The organism is Trebonia sp. (assembly GCF_030042015.1).
Taxonomy (GTDB): Bacteria; Actinomycetota; Actinomycetes; order Streptosporangiales; family Streptosporangiaceae; genus Trebonia.
The window spans coordinates 1-13980 of record NZ_JASIAL010000149.1 but is presented as its reverse complement, the minus strand read 5'-3'; the positions used below and the strand labels follow the sequence as shown (position 1 = coordinate 13980).

Genomic DNA, 13980 nt, shown 5'->3' with positions numbered 1-13980 from the left:
CGGCCTCGCCCGAGCCCCCGCCCTCCGCTCCGCCGCGCCGGGCACCGCTGCTGCTGCCGGCCGCCCTGCTGCTGACCGTGGAGGCGGCGGGCCTGGCCGTGGCGGGCGTGCTCACCGCCGCGGACACCGCGGCAGGGCGGGCCTACCAGACGTCAAGCGGGATCGCGATCACCGTACTTGAGTTCATCGCGGTCGCGGGGCTGGCCGCAATCGCCGTCGGGGTCGCCCGCGTGCGGCCGTGGAGCCGCACCCCGGCGCTGATGACGCAGTTCTTCGCCGGCGCGGTCGCCGCTTTCCTCTTGCAGGCCCACCGGTTCGACTGGGGCATTCCCGGCCTGGTGCTTGCCATCGCCGGCCTTGCCGCGCTGCTTGCCCCGGCGAGCGTGCGCGCCCTGTCCTACCCGGTCAGTCGTCGATCGTGAGCCCTTCGCGGAGCTGAGCGAGCGTCCTGGCGAGCAGCCGGGACACGTGCATCTGCGAGATGCCGAGCTCGGCGGCGATCTGCGACTGCGTCATGTTGCCGAAGAACCGCAGCAGCAGGATCTTCTTCTCCCGCGGCGGCAGCCGCTCGAGCAGCGGCTTGAGCGACTCCCGGTACTCGACCCCTTCGAGCGCATCGTCGATCATCCCGAGCGAGTCGGCGACGGCAGGCGCGTCCTCGTCGCCGGAGTCGGGCGCGTCCAGCGAGACGGTGGAATACGCGTTGGCGGACTCCAGGCCTTCCAGGACCTCTTCCTCGCTCATCTGCAGGTGCGCGGCCAGCTCGCTGACGGTCGGCGCGCGCCCCTCGCGCTGCGCGAGGTCGCCGATCGCCTTGGTGAGCGACAGCTTGAGCTCCTGCAGCCGCCGCGGCACCCGGACCGCCCAGCCCTTGTCCCTGAAGTGCCGCTTGATCTCGCCGACGATCGTTGGCGTTGCGTAGGTCGAGAACTCGACGCCGCGGTCGAGGTCGAACCGGTCGATGGACTTGATCAGCCCGATGGTCGCCACCTGGGTCAGGTCGTCCAGCCACTCGCCGCGGTTGCGGAAGCGCCGCGCCAGGTACTCGACGAGCGGCAGGTGCAGCTCCACCAAAGTCGCCCTGATCCGCGCGCGCTCGGGATCGTCCGCCGGCAGCGTGGCGAGCCGCTCGAACAGCTCGCGCGCCTGCGTCCGGTCGGGCGCGGAATGCTCGGCGCGCGGCAGGGGCGGGAGCTGTTCGCTGACCGCGACCTCGAACTCCTCGGTCACTTGGACCTCGTACTCGCTGCTCACCCGGACCCCGGCACGCCTCGGCGCTTTTGCAGCACGATCGCGACCCGGTCGCCCGGCCCGAGCCGGGAGTCGACGGATCCGGCGAGCGCGGACAGCACGGTCCACGCGAACGTGTCGCGCGCGGGCATCCTGGCATGGGCGGCGGTGACCGACACCGTAATCGTCACCTCGTCGGCGCCGAGTTCGAAGCCGCATTCCAGGTCGGTGCCAGGGATGGCCTGGGAGAGCAGCATCGCGCACGCCTCGTCGATCGCGATGCGAAGGTCCTCGATCTCGTCCAGGGTGAAGTCGAGCCGCGCCGCCAGCCCGGCGGCCGCTGTCCGGAGCACGGACAGGTACGCGCTCTCCGCGGGCATGCGCACGTGCACATGGTCGGCTGTGTCACGGCCGTCCGCGGCCCCGGGCCCGCCAGGCACTTTCGTGGCGGCGGCGGTGTCTTCTGTCACGTCTCTCCGTCGGTCATGTCACGGGCCGGCGGTCGCCGTCGGCCACTGATTGCAACTTACCGTCATCTGCGCATGCTCCCGACGCGCCACACGGTTCTCAATGGTACGCCGCGAGGGTAACCGCTGGTCAGCAGCCTCACTAGCCACTAAACGAGTGGTGGCAGCGCCGTTCCCCGCACTGGAACGGCGCTGCCACCGCGGCGTGGCAGGCCCCGCTCAGGCCTGCTTCGTCTCCCAGAAGATCTTGCTGATCTCCTCGATCTTGGCCAGCAGTTCGTCGGCCGTGGCCACGTCGACGTGTCCCTTCGTGCCGCCCGCGCCCGCCAGCTTGGTCGCCTCGTTGAAGAGCTGGTTAAGCTGCGGGTACTTCTCGAAGTGCGGCGGCTTGAAGTAGTCCGTCCACAGCACCCACAGGTGGTGCTTGACGAGCTCGGACCGCTGCTCCTTGATGATCAGCGCCCGCGTCCGGAACTCCGGGTCGCTGTTGGCGGCGTACTTCTCGGCGATGGCCTTGACAGACTCGGCCTCGATTCGGGCCTGCGCGGGGTCGTAGACGCCGCAGGGCAGGTCGCAGTGCGCATGGGCGACGGACTTCGGCGCCAGGAGCCAGGTGAGCAGCCTCATCGATTCCCTTTCTCCATACCGGATCAGTAAGGTTTCAGTTCCGACACTACTCCGCCCCGCCGGGAGAGGATCGTGCACGCCTGCCTCAAGCGCTGGCCGCTGCTGCGCGTCGAAGTCGCCGAACACTCCATGCTTCCCGCCCTGCAGCCCGGCGACTGGCTGGTGGCGTGGCGCACCCGCCGGGTACGCCCGGGCCAGGTGGTGCTGGCGTGGCATCCGGCCCGCGCCGGTTTCCTGCTAGTCAAGCGCGCTGTCCGGCGCGTGGACGGTGGCTGGTGGCTGGCGTCGGACAACCCGGCCGGGGGAGCGGCCGACAGCTCCCGCTTCGGCCCGGTGCCCGAGGAAATGATCGTCGGCCGGGTGCTGGCACGCTATTGGCCGTTCCCGCCGCACCCAGTTCCGCAGGTCTTTATCCCGAACGAGCGCCCCTGACTGCGCCAGGCCCCGCTCCCTGCCCAGGGGATGCGGGGCCCGGCGCCGGGTGCTTGCCGTCAGGCGGCGGCCGCCTCCGCTTCCGGCTCTTCGGCCGGCGCGGCCTGCTCCGCCATCTTCGCCTCGATCTCCGTGGCGGACTGTGAACTGTACACCGCCCAGATGTAGATCGCGATGCTGAACAGCGCGACCGTGAGGATGTCCCACGGGTACGCCAGACGGCCGGTGTTGTCCGGGCCGTAGCTGCCCTGCCAGGAGATGATGCCCATCCCCACCAGGTAGACGCCGATCCACGCCGAGCGCGCCCAGTCGATCTTCTTCAGCTCCGGCCGGTCCGCCCGGTAGAAGAGGATGGCGATGTAGCCGAGCACGATTGCGATCCCCAGCTTCCACAGCGTCTCGAAGTCCGACCAGTAGATGATCAGGTTCGCGATGATGAACGCGATCGGGGCGACCACGATCCCGCCGGGGAGCCTGTACGGCCGTTCCGCCTCAGGCAGCCGCAGCCGGAACGCCCCCATCGCCAGCGGCGCGCCCGCGTACATCAGCACGCTCGCCGAGGTGACCAGGCCGACCAGCGAGTGCCAGCTGGGGAACGGGAAGACGAAGACCAGGCCGGCGAGGAACGCGACGATCATGCCGAACCACGGAATGCCCCGCTTGTCCACCCTGCTGAAGACGCCCGGGTAGTACCTGTTCCTGGACAGGCCGTAGCTGACACGCGAGGTGGCGGTCACGTAGATCGCGCCGGTGCCGAACGGCGAGATGAACGCGTCGGTCCGCAGGAACCCGGCCCACACGCTCAATCCGACCGCGGCGGCCAGCCCGGCGAACGGCCCGATCGCGATCTCGTTCGTCGGCGGGATGCCCGCGAAGCCGTGGTGCAGCAGGTCGGAAGGGGTGGCCCCGATGAACACCAGCTGGAGCAGCACGTAGATCAGCGTGCCGAGGACGATCGAGATGATGATCGCCACCGGCAGGTTGCGCTTGGGGTTCTTGACCTCTGCGGCGAGCTGGTCGGCCTGCTCGAAGCCGAGGTAGGCGAACACGATGCCCGTTCCCGGCAGCGCGCCGAACAGGTCCTTCCACCCGATGCCCGTCGGGAAGAAGCCGCCGCCGGCCGAGAGGTTCGCGCTGTGGAACTTCGGGAACAAGATGATGATCGTGATGATCGGGATCGCGACCTTCCACCACGTGATCCCGCTGAAGATGTAGTTCAGCCACCTGATCGCGATGAAGTTCACCGCGGTGAAGATCGCCATCAGGATGAGTTCCATCACGAACCCGATGTGGGTCACGTTCGTGGTGTTGACGTCGAAGATCGAGGGCCAGAAGTAGGAGGCGTACTGGATCACCGCGAAGGCCTCGATCGGCGCCACCGTGACGGCCTGCAGCCAGGAGAAGAAGCCGAACGAGATGCCGGCCCCCGGCCCGTACGCCAGGTGCGGGAACCGCGCCGTGCCGCCGGCCACCGGGTACATGCCACCCAGTTCCGCGTGCACCAGCGCCAGGATGATGACCGCGACGCCGGCGATGATCCAGGCGATGATCGCCGCACCGCCGATCGCCTGCGCGGCGTACAACGACCCGAACAGCCAGCCGGAGCCAATGATGGAGGTCTCAGATGCCCAGGTCGCCCCGATCAGCCCGATCTCTCTCTTCAGGCCGACGTCGCCCGGCTTAATGAGCTGACTTCTAGATGCCATGACCGATAGCTCTTTTCTCGATCGTGCCCCGAGGGGCCTGCCACCCGCCCCTGCGAGGCCCGCCTAAGCGAGTGAGCGCGTCATATGAGCAGAGTGAGATCATCGTAGAGATGATCATCGCCTATGAGAAGTGTTGCCGTGGATTCGGTTTTATAACGCAGGTCAGTGCCTTACATCCCGCGATCGGCCGCAATAATGACACATATGTGACGTCACACGGTGATGTCACGGTAATTGCCTGTGAGTCCGCGATTACGGAGCTTACGCTCCGCGATCGGCGGGTATTATGGATTGGCATGGCTTGTGAAGGAATTCACGAGCAGCGCTGGTCGTACCGCGCTTATCGCTAAGCCTGGGGCTCTTCGCGCTTGCGGGCGCGGAACGCGGTGACGTTGGCCCTGTTCGTGCACCGTTCTGAGCAGTACCGCCTGGTCCGCCCGGCGGAGGTGTCGATGAACACGCCCTGGCACGGGGCCGCCTGGCAGACACCGAACCGGTCCAGGCCGAGTTCGGCCAGCCGGACCGCGAGCCCCATCGCCGCGCCCGCGGCGTACTTGTCGGACATGGAGCCGCTCTCGGTGTAGTGCACGTGCCACGGCTGCCCGTCGTGCCCGGACAGCTGCGGGTGCACCGGGTACTGCATCAAAAGCTCGTTCAGCCGGGCCGCCGCCGCCGCGCCGTCCCCCTGCGAGCTCGAGACGAAGAAGGCGCGGAATTCGTCCCGCAGCTGGCGCAGCGCCTCGAGGTCCGCGCGGGTGATGCCGTGGTTCAGGTGCTCCCGGTCGGCGACGAGCGAGCGCAGCCCGTCCAGGGTGGTGAGCAGGTCGCCGCCCTCGTGCCCGAGGCTGGCAGTGTTCACGAGCCGCACCGCGAGTTCGGCGTAGGAGGAAAGATCCACTCGCGAGTCCTAGCTGCGGAGACGATGGTGTAATGGGCTTGTGGCGGTCCTGAGTATTACACAGATGGCCGCTCGCCGTGCCGGCACCACGCCGGTCACGGCACAATGTACCAACGGGCAACCCCGTACCTGGAGCGATCACCGCGGCGTCGCCCAGGCCCGCGCCGACGGCGTCGCCCGCGGCCAGTCCCCGGCTAGTCCCCCGGGCCCGCTGCCTGTAGGGTCGTGCTCATGTTCGCCGTCACCGCCGCGCGCATCGATGCCGAGAACCCGCTCAGCGGGCTTGAGACAGGACAGCGGCCGGATCCCCTCGCGCCGGCCGGATGGACGACGGTCACCGTCAAGGCGGCCGCGCTCAACCACCACGACATCTGGTCGCTGCGCGGGATCGGCCTGTCGGCCGACCTGCTGCCGATGATCCTCGGCTGCGACGCCGCCGGCTTCGACCAGGACGGCAACGAGGTCGTCGTGCACGCGGTGGTCGCCGACCCCGACGCGGGCGGCGGCGACGAGACGCTCGACCCGCGCCGTTCGCTGCTGTCCGAACGCTACGACGGCACGTTCGCGGAACTGGTCGCTGTCCCCAGGCGCAACCTGCTGCCCAAGCCCGCGGCGCTGTCTTTCGAGGAGGCCGCCTGCCTGCCCACCGCGTACCTGACCGCGTACCGGATGCTGTTCGACAAGGCCGGCGTCCAGCCGGGCGCGACCATCCTCGTGCAGGGGGCGGGCGGCGGCGTCGCCACGGCGCTGGTCCTGCTAGGCCGGGCGGCCGGCTACCGGATGTGGGTGACCAGCCGCAGCGAGGCAAAGCGCGACGCGGCGCTCAAGCTGGGCGCCGACCAGGCGTTTCCCACCGGCGGTCGGCTGCCGGAACGGGTCGACGTCGTCATGGAGACGGTCGGCCAGGCCACCTGGGCGCACTCGCTGCGGTCGCTGCGTCCCGGCGGGCGGATCGTGGTCTCCGGCGCCACGAGCGGCGAGATTCCGCCTGCCGAGCTGAACCGGGTCTTCTTCACCCAGCTTTCGGTCGTCGGGTCGACCATGGGCACCCGCGAGCAGCTTGCCAGGCTGCTCCGGTTCTGCGAACAGACCGGCACCCGCCCGCTGATCGACCGGGTGCTCCCGCTCGCCAGCGCCGCCGAGGGGTTCGCCGCCATGATGCACGGGACCCACACCGGCAAGATCGTCTTCACCCCCTGAGCGGGCGTGCGCATCACGCGGGATACTTTCCCACCACGTGCGGGGGGAAAGTATCCCGCATCATCGAGTTGCCTGGTCGTCCGGTGGCGGAGCGTCCGCAGTGGCGGCCGCATCTGGAGCCGCCGCGGCCCCTGGTGCCTGTGCGGCGCCCGGGGCGGGCTCGCCCGGGGCGGCCGCGGCAGCGTCCGCATCGGCTGAGCCCGTCGCGTCCGCGGCGGCGGCGTCCTGTGCGGGCTCCTCGTGCAGGCCGAACACCTCGGTCTTGATGCGGTTGAGGGTGTCCTCGAGGATGTCGCGCAGCGAGACGATGACGTCACCGCCGACGGCGCCGGAGTCCCAGGCCACCTTGCGCAGATCGGTGGCGAACTGCCTGGCCAGCCGCTCGAGGTCGCGGAACGCCGCCATGTCGCGCGGCCCCGGCCAGCTCCTGCGGCCCGGCCAGTCAGTCCAGCGCGACCACTCGCCGCCGAGCCAGCCGCCCCAGTCGTAGCCGCCCTTCCCGCCGGGTTCACCTTCGCGGGATTCGCCGGCCTCCGGCCCCTGCTCGCGCTCGCCGGTGGCGTATTCGAACATGGAGCGGAAGCGCTCACGGGCGTCCTCACGCAGGTGCGCGGCCTCTTCCCGCAGCCACTGCGCGCGGCCGAGCGCCTCTTCGCGTGCCTGCCTGGCCTGCTCCCTTGCCTGTTCCCGCGCCTGCCGGGACTGCTCGCGGACCTGCCGGGCCTGCGCCCTCGAGGCCTCTCGCGCCTCCCTGGCGTGCTCGCGTGCGGCGTCCCGCGCCTCCTCCCCAGCCTCCCGCTCGCTGCGGCGCATCTCCCTGGCCGCCCAGGTCAGCTCCTCGCGCAGGCTGCGGACGGTCTCGCGGACGTCCTCCCTGACCTCGCGGACGATGTCGCTGACGGAGGCGGACAGTTCCTCTTCGAGCTCGTCGAGCTCGTCGCCCCGGTTGCGCAGTTCCTCACGGCCCGCCTCGGTTATCCGGTAGACCTTGCGCCCGTTCTCCTCGTCATGGGTGACCAGGCCTTCTTCCTCCAGCCTGGCCAGCCGCGGGTAGATCGTCCCAGGCGAGGGAGCGTAGACGCCCATGAACCGGTCGCGCAGCAGCCGGATGACTTCATAGCCGTGCCTCGGCTCCTCGTCGAGGAGGCGCAGCAGGTACAGCCGGAGCCGTCCGTGGCGGAATACCGGACTCATCGGGTCTCGCTCTCCATTTCGGCCTCCGCGCGGGGGGGTTCCGCGCGCGGGGTAGTGCGGCGCCCGGGACGCCGCAGTAGGGTGACTGCGCCGGAGACGCTGTTCACGGACACATTCCCGGATCCGTCGCCAAGGTTACCGCTTACCGTATGTGACCCAGGCGACATAACGGGTCGCAGTGCGCCGAATTCGCTGCGAACGTTTCCCGACGTGGAGCGCAGCCGTACCCGCGCGTCGATGTCCGCGGGCAGCCGCAGCGTGACGTCCCCTGAGATCGTGCCGACCCGCAGGCTGCCATTGTCGGCAAGGCCGACGTCGGCGGCGATCTGGCCGCTTATGTTGTCCGCCTCGAGCCAGGTGAGCCAGCCGCCGGCCAGCGTCAGGTCCCCGGAGACGGACTTGAAACGGACCGAGCCGTCGGTGTCCCGCCCTTCGACCGCACCGGAGATCGTGTCCGCGAGCACGTCCCCCGCGACTCCGTCCAGGGTGATCTCACCGGACACCCCCTTGACGGCCGCCCCGGCACTGAGCCCGCAGGCGACCGCGGACGCGCTGACGACGCCGAGCTGGATCGGGCAGGCCGCGGGCACGGTGATCGTGACCACCGCCGCATCGTGTACCGGCGTCAGCCAGTCCAGCAGCCGTTCCCAGGAGAGGGCGTCGTAGCCCACGGTCAGCGCGCCGGAGTCGTAGCTGACCCGCAGCGGGCGTCCCTTGATGTCGCTGACCACCACGGATGGCACATCGTCGCTGGCGAGCACCGCCACCGTCCCGTCGATCAGCCGCACCTGCAGCGCGGTGACGTCGGCCAAGTCGATGCTCGTCGGCGCGTCGACGGTCCAGTGCGGCATGACAGCTCCTCCCGGCGATACCTCCACTTGGCCTTACGTTATATCGCGTACAGGAAAAGTCAAGATGTATCGCGTCAGCCCGTGGGCGGTCGTGCCTTACTCCTCGCCGTCAGAGTCGGCGTCGGTCTCCGCGTCCAGCCGCGCCAGCCACGATGCCAGCCGGTCCACGGCGGTTTCGAACTCCGGGTTCAGGTCCACGAAGTCGCGCAGCCGCTCGGCGAGCCACGCCAAGGTGACCTGCTCGTCGCCGCGGCGCTCGTCGAGCTCTTCGATCCCCTGGTCGGTGAAGTACATCGCTAGCCCTCCGCCGGGATGGCCGTCTCTATCAGGTCGCGGTGCGAGGCCGCGTGCACCTTGGCCGAGCCCGGCGCGGGCGCCGAGCTCGCGGGCAGTGCCACCACGGACAGCGGCCGGTTGAGCAGTTCCGGCAGCGTCAGGGCCATCCGCGGCCAGGCACCCATGTTGGACGGCTCTTCCTGCACCCACACAAGCTCGGCGTCCGCCGGGTACCGGGACAGCTCCGCGCGCAGCTCGTCGCTCGGGGTCGGATACAGGCGCTCGAACCGGACGATCGCGGTGCGGCTCGACTTCAGCGCGGCGCGGCGTTCGGCCAGGTCGTAGTAGACCTTGCCGGTGCACAGCACCACGCGGCGGACGGCAGAGCCGTCGAAGCCCGCCGGCCCGCCGATCAGCGGCTCGAAGGAGCCGCTGGTGAAGTCGGCGACGGCGGACGTGGCTGCCTTCAGCCGGAGCATCGACTTAGGGGTGAAGACGATCAGCGGCTTGTGCCTGCCGGACAGGGCCTGCCAGCGCAGCAGGTGGAAGTAGCTGGCCGGGGTGGACGGCATCGCCACCGTCATGTTGTCCTGCGCGCACAGGGACAGGAACCGTTCGACCCGGGCAGAAGAATGGTCCGGGCCCTGGCCCTCGTAGCCGTGCGGCAGCAGCAGCACGACGCTGGAGCGCTGGCCCCACTTCTGCTCGCCGGAGCTGATGAACTCGTCGATGATCGTCTGCCCGCCGTTCATGAAGTCACCGAACTGCGCCTCCCAGGCCACCAGCGCCTCCGGCCGGGCCACCGAGTACCCGTACTCGAAGCCCATCGCGGCGAACTCAGACAGCAGCGAGTCGTAGACGAAGAACCGCGCCTTGCCGTTGTCCAGCCGCTTGAGCGGCGTGTACTCGGCACCGGTGTGCCGGTCCACGAGCACCGCGTGCCGCTGGCCGAACGTGCCGCGGCGGCTGTCCTGGCCGACGAGCCGTACCGGGTAGCCGTCGAGCAGCAGGCCGCCGAAAGCGAGCAGCTCGCCGGTGGCCCAGTCGATGGCGTTCTCGTCGACCATCGTGGCCCGCCGGTCCAGCTGCGGCTTGAGCCGCGGATGCGGGGTGAAGTCCGCGGGCATGACCAGCTGGGTCTCAATGATCTGCTTGAGCGCGTCCGTGCTGATGGCGGTCGGCACGGCCCTGTGGTTGACGGGGCGCTCGGCCGGCTCTGTCCGCAGCACGGTGCCGGGCTCGGCGGGGCGCTCCGCCGCCTCCTTGGTCTCGGTGAACGCGCGCTCTAGCTGCTGCTGGTAGTCGCGCAGCGCGGCTTCGGCCTCCTCCATCGTGATGTCGCCGCGGGCGATCAGCGACTCGGTGTACAGCTTGCGCACCGAGCGCTTGGCCTCGATCAGGTCGTACATCAGCGGCTGGGTGAAGCTCGGGTTGTCGGCTTCGTTGTGTCCGCGCCTGCGGTAGCAGACCATGTCGATCACGACGTCCTTGCGGAACGCCTGCCGGTAGGCGAACGCCAGCTCGCCGACCCGCACCACGGCCTCGGGGTCGTCCCCGTTGACGTGGAAGATCGGGGCCTGGATCATCCGCGCCACGTCGGTGGCGTAGACGCTGGACCGGGAGTACTGCGGCGAGGTGGTGAAGCCGACCTGGTTGTTCACCACGATGTGCACGGTACCGCCGGTCCGGTAGCCGCGCAGCTGGCTGAGGTTGAGGGTCTCGGCGACCACGCCCTGCCCGGCGAACGCCGCGTCGCCGTGGATGAGCACGGGCAGCACGGTGAAGCCGGGCTCGCCCTTGTCCAGGATGTCCTGCTTGGCGCGGACCACGCCCTCGGTGACGGGGTCGCCCGCCTCCAGGTGGCTGGGGTTCGCGACCAGCCAGGTGCGGATCGCGGCGCCTGTGGCGGAGGTGAACGTCCCTTCGGCGCCCAGGTGGTACTTCACGTCCCCCGAGCCCTGCGTGGACTTCGGGTCGAGGTTGCCCTCGAACTCCTTGAAGATCTGCCCGTAGGACTTGCCGACGATGTTCGCCAGGACGTTCAGCCGGCCGCGGTGCGCCATCCCGAGCACGGCGTCGTCGAGGTGCGCCTCCGCGGCCTGGCTGATCACCGCGTCGACCAGCGGGATCAGCGCCTCGGCCCCCTCCAGGGAGAACCTGCGCTGGCCGACGAACTTGGTCTGCAGGAACATCTCGAACGCCTCGGCCACGTTCAGCCGGGACAGGATGCGGATCTGCTCGTCGTGCCCGGGCCGCCGCTGCGGCACCTCAACGTGCTCCTGGATCCACTTGCGCTCTTCGGGATCCTGGATGTGCATGTACTCGATGCCGACCGTGCGGCAGTAGGAGTCTCGCAGGACACCGAGGATCTCGCGCAGCCGCATCCGGGACTTGCCGCCGAACCCGCCGGTGGCGAACTCGCGCTCCAGGTCCCACAGCGTCAGCCCGTGCTGGTTGATGTCCAGGTCCGGGTGCCTGCGCTGGGCGGTCTCCAGCGGGTTCGTGTCGGCCATCAGGTGGCCGCGGACCCGGTAGGCGTGGATGAGCTCCTGGACCCGGGCTGACCGGGTGACGTCGTCCTCGTGCCCGTAAGGGAAGTCCTTGACCCAGCGCACCGGCTCGTACGGGATGCGCAGGCTGGCGAAGATGTCGTCGTAGAAGTCGTCGTCGCCGAGCAGCAGCTGGTGGATGATCCGCAGGAAGTCACCGGACTGCGCGCCCTGGATGATCCGGTGGTCGTAGGTGGAGGTGAGCGTGACCGTCTTGCTGATCGCCAGCCTGGCCATGGTCTCCTCGCTCGCGCCCTGGTAGGCGGCGGGGTACTCCATGGCGCCGACGCCGACGATGCAGCCCTGGCCGGGCATGAGGCGCGGCACGGAGTGCTCGGTGCCGATCGTCCCCGGGTTGGTCAGGGAGATCGTGGTGCCCTGGAAGTCGGCGACGGCCAGCTTGCCGGTGCGCGCCTTGCGCACCACGTCCTCGTATGCCGTCCAGAACTGGCGGAAGTCCATCTCGCCGGCGGCCTTGATGTTCGGCACGACGAGCTGCCGGCTGCCGTCCTTGTTCCTGAGGTCGATCGCCAGCCCGAGGTTGACGTGGTTGGGCAGCGCGAGCTCCGGCTTGCCGTCTTCCTCGGCGTAGGCGGCGTTCATCTCCGGCAGTTCCCTGAGGGCACGGACGATCGCGTAGCCGATCAGATGGGTGAAGGAGACCTTCCCGCCCTTGCCGCGCTGCAGGTGGTTGTTGATGACGATGCGGTTGTCGATGAGCAGTTTGGCCGGCACGGCCCGCACGCTCGTCGCGGTGGGCACGGACAGGCTGGCCGCCATGTTCTGCGCGGTGCGGGCGGCGGCGCCACGCAGCCGGGTGAGCTCGGCGTCCGCGGGCGGCGGCGTGGCCGCGCCCTTGGGCTGGGCGTGATCCGCCGGGGCGCCAGGGGCGGGCGGAGCCACCGGGGCCGACGGGGCGGGTGCTGCCGGGGGAGCGCTCTGCCGCGCTGCGGGCGGCGGCGCCATCCGCGTTTCTGCCGGGCCGCCTTCCCGCATGACCGGGAGCGGGCCGGTGCCGTTACCGCGCGTCGGCCGGTAGTCGGCGAAAAAGCTCCACCATGCCCGGTCAACCGAGCCAGGGTCCGCCAGGTAGCGCTGGTAGAGCTCGTCCACGAGCCACTCGTTGGGGCCGAAGTCGGCTCCGCCCTGTGCGGCGCCCGATTCTGCCGGCTCGCCCGCTGCGGCGTTCCCCGGCGGCGGGGACGACGGGGCGGCTGCTGGCGCGCCCGGCACCGCCGAGCTGGGCGTCGAAGAGCTGGCAGGGGGCGCGCTGAGATCCGCGGTGGCACGCGGCGACTCAGAAGACACGGCGGACATCGCCTTCTTCCGAAGGTTAGAGGTGATCGTTGACTCCCGGTTTCAAGGTTACCTGTCGGCTGCGCGGACGGGTGTCTGGCTGAGACCGCAGTGACGCAGGAGACCCTCGTGGCCTGAACCACGCGCCCGGCAGGGCGGGCACGGTGCTTTCCTGGGGGCTGGGCGGCCTATTTTCCGCACGCCCTGTACGGTAGCGCCGAGCCTGCGGACCGGCGGCGCGTTGTCCCTAATGTCGACCAAACCTTCGGTTGTGATATTCCCGACGCCGCCGCAGTATCCGCCGCGACGGCACCACCTCCCGGTCCCCGTCGGCGGCGACATGCCGTAGGGACGGAGGATCTTTCCCGTTGTCCGGCCGGCGCAAGTTAGGACCCAAGCCGTACGGACAAAACGTGACAAATTACGACACCAGAGCTGCCGCTCGGGTCCTAAGTTCAGGGAATCGTCCCAGCATGTGAAATTTCCCGCCAGCACCTGGCGCGAGGCCCGCCGCGGGCAGCCAGGCATGCGAGGCGCGCGGCAGCGGGCGCCGGCGCGCTGCGCCCGGGCGCGGAAGCCGTTGCGTGCCGCTGTGTACGGCTGTTTCCGCCTTCGGCCACGTTCGGGACCGGTACGATCGGGCGCAAGCGAACACAGGTCAACTGGGCTGCTGCCCGGTCCTGCACCAGCGATTGCACGGGTAGACACACGGTGAGTAGCAGGGGTAGGAGCGGCGATCGCGGGGCAGGGGACGCCGAGCGTCCCCGCTTTCCGCATGCGCGGCCCCCCGAACGCCGCGATCCCCAGGCGGCCAAGCGCCCGCACCCGCGGCCGGATGGTGCCGGCCGGCCGGCTCAAACCAGCCCGCGTGCCTTCGGCGAAGTCCCAGGTTACGAGTTTGAGGTGCCCCGGAGCCCGGGCGACTCGGGCGGATCTGGCCGTGTCCAGGACGCGGGCGGCAGACTCGCCCGCGTCCGGGGGACTGACGGGTTCGACGCCATCCGTGACTCCGGCGGATTCGGCGCCGTGCGTCGCCCCGGCGAGTTCGGCGCGGTGCGTGACTCCGGCGGGTTCGCGCCTATCCGTGACGTTGATCCGTATTGGTCCATGCGCGATTCGGGTGGTTTCGAGGCGCTCGGCGACTCCGGCCGCCCGATCGCTCCCGTCAGGCCCCCGGCCGACTTCACGGGCCCCCGCCCGCCGGGTCCCGTCCGCTCGCCGCAGCCCCCGGCCCGCCCGCGCCGCGCCCCCGCC

At 69.9% G+C, this 13980-nt stretch carries 11 protein-coding genes and 2 pseudogenes; 4 read left to right on the top strand and 9 right to left on the bottom strand.

Annotated elements, in window-relative coordinates:
• Positions 1-422 (top strand): annotated as a pseudogene (locus Q1N79_RS07640) (hypothetical protein); the annotation flags it as partial.
• Here the strand turns inward: Q1N79_RS07640 and Q1N79_RS07635 are convergent.
• The 3 genes from Q1N79_RS07635 to sodN all read right to left on the bottom strand — a co-directional run bounded on the left by Q1N79_RS07635 (position 406) and on the right by sodN (position 2318).
• Positions 406-1185 carry an RNA polymerase sigma factor SigF gene (locus Q1N79_RS07635; RefSeq protein ID WP_300605982.1) on the bottom strand — a complete coding sequence of 260 codons (780 nt, stop codon included), beginning with the start codon at positions 1183-1185 and terminating at the stop codon, positions 406-408. The pseudogene Q1N79_RS07640 and the gene Q1N79_RS07635 overlap by 17 nt on opposite strands.
• A gap of 65 nt (positions 1186-1250) precedes the next feature.
• Entirely contained in the window at positions 1251-1610 is a 360-nt protein-coding gene (locus Q1N79_RS07630) for an anti-sigma factor (RefSeq protein WP_300605980.1), read from the bottom strand.
• A gap of 306 nt (positions 1611-1916) precedes the next feature.
• Entirely contained in the window at positions 1917-2318 is a 402-nt protein-coding gene (gene sodN, locus Q1N79_RS07625) for a superoxide dismutase, Ni (protein WP_300605978.1), read from the bottom strand.
• A gap of 78 nt (positions 2319-2396) precedes the next feature.
• On the opposite strand from sodN, the gene sodX reads away from it, so the two are divergent.
• On the top strand, positions 2397-2756 hold the full coding sequence (gene sodX, locus Q1N79_RS07620; protein WP_300605976.1) for a nickel-type superoxide dismutase maturation protease: 360 nt from the start codon (positions 2397-2399) through the stop codon (positions 2754-2756).
• 59 nt (positions 2757-2815) lie between these two features.
• Here the strand turns inward: sodX and Q1N79_RS07615 are convergent, their stop codons facing one another.
• Both Q1N79_RS07615 and Q1N79_RS07610 read right to left on the bottom strand, forming a co-directional pair.
• On the bottom strand, positions 2816-4462 hold the full coding sequence (locus tag Q1N79_RS07615; RefSeq protein WP_300605974.1) for an APC family permease: 1647 nt from the start codon (positions 4460-4462) through the stop codon (positions 2816-2818).
• 346 nt (positions 4463-4808) lie between these two features.
• Complete coding sequence (locus Q1N79_RS07610; protein ID WP_300605972.1) at positions 4809-5360, bottom strand: CGNR zinc finger domain-containing protein; 552 nt, start codon at positions 5358-5360, stop codon at positions 4809-4811.
• A gap of 231 nt (positions 5361-5591) precedes the next feature.
• Between Q1N79_RS07610 and Q1N79_RS07605 the strand changes: the two genes are divergently transcribed.
• Positions 5592-6560 (top strand): zinc-binding dehydrogenase, encoded by a 969-nt coding sequence (locus Q1N79_RS07605; RefSeq protein WP_300605971.1) that lies wholly within the window; start codon positions 5592-5594, stop codon positions 6558-6560.
• Between the two features lie 60 nt (positions 6561-6620).
• On the opposite strand, the gene Q1N79_RS07600 is transcribed toward Q1N79_RS07605, so the two are convergent.
• The 4 genes from Q1N79_RS07600 to Q1N79_RS07585 form a co-directional block, all read right to left on the bottom strand.
• The gene (locus Q1N79_RS07600) at positions 6621-7754 is read right to left on the bottom strand and encodes a helix-turn-helix transcriptional regulator (protein ID WP_300605969.1); all 1134 of its coding nucleotides are present in this window, start codon (positions 7752-7754) and stop codon (positions 6621-6623) included.
• Positions 7751-8605, bottom strand: a complete 855-nt coding sequence (locus Q1N79_RS07595) for a DUF4097 family beta strand repeat-containing protein (RefSeq protein WP_300605968.1) — start codon at positions 8603-8605, stop codon at positions 7751-7753. The genes Q1N79_RS07600 and Q1N79_RS07595 overlap by 4 nt, the downstream gene beginning before the upstream one ends.
• A gap of 96 nt (positions 8606-8701) precedes the next feature.
• A complete protein-coding gene (locus tag Q1N79_RS07590; protein WP_300605966.1) occupies positions 8702-8899 on the bottom strand; it encodes a DUF6104 family protein in 198 nt (65 codons plus the stop codon).
• A 2-nt stretch (positions 8900-8901) separates the two neighbouring features.
• Positions 8902-12738: a multifunctional oxoglutarate decarboxylase/oxoglutarate dehydrogenase thiamine pyrophosphate-binding subunit/dihydrolipoyllysine-residue succinyltransferase subunit gene (locus Q1N79_RS07585; RefSeq protein ID WP_300605965.1), complete on the bottom strand. Its 3837-nt coding sequence runs from the start codon at positions 12736-12738 to the stop codon at positions 8902-8904.
• Positions 12739-13629: 891 nt separating this feature from the next.
• Here Q1N79_RS07585 and Q1N79_RS07580 point away from each other — a divergent pair.
• Positions 13630-13980, top strand: a pseudogene (locus tag Q1N79_RS07580) (hypothetical protein); the annotation flags it as partial.

What these genes read in the sequence shown, in the direction of transcription:
- Q1N79_RS07630 (WP_300605980.1), bottom strand. Translation starts at nt 1,610, where the DNA reads ATGCCCGCGGAGAGCGCGTACCTGTCCGTGCTCCGGACAGCGGCCGCC.
- Q1N79_RS07615 (WP_300605974.1), bottom strand. Translation starts at nt 4,462, where the DNA reads ATGGCATCTAGAAGTCAGCTCATTAAGCCGGGCGACGTCGGCCTGAAG.
- Q1N79_RS07605 (WP_300605971.1), top strand. Translation starts at nt 5,592, where the DNA reads ATGTTCGCCGTCACCGCCGCGCGCATCGATGCCGAGAACCCGCTCAGC.
- Q1N79_RS07600 (WP_300605969.1), bottom strand. Translation starts at nt 7,754, where the DNA reads ATGAGTCCGGTATTCCGCCACGGACGGCTCCGGCTGTACCTGCTGCGC.
- Q1N79_RS07595 (WP_300605968.1), bottom strand. Translation starts at nt 8,605, where the DNA reads ATGCCGCACTGGACCGTCGACGCGCCGACGAGCATCGACTTGGCCGAC.
- Q1N79_RS07590 (WP_300605966.1), bottom strand. Translation starts at nt 8,899, where the DNA reads ATGTACTTCACCGACCAGGGGATCGAAGAGCTCGACGAGCGCCGCGGC.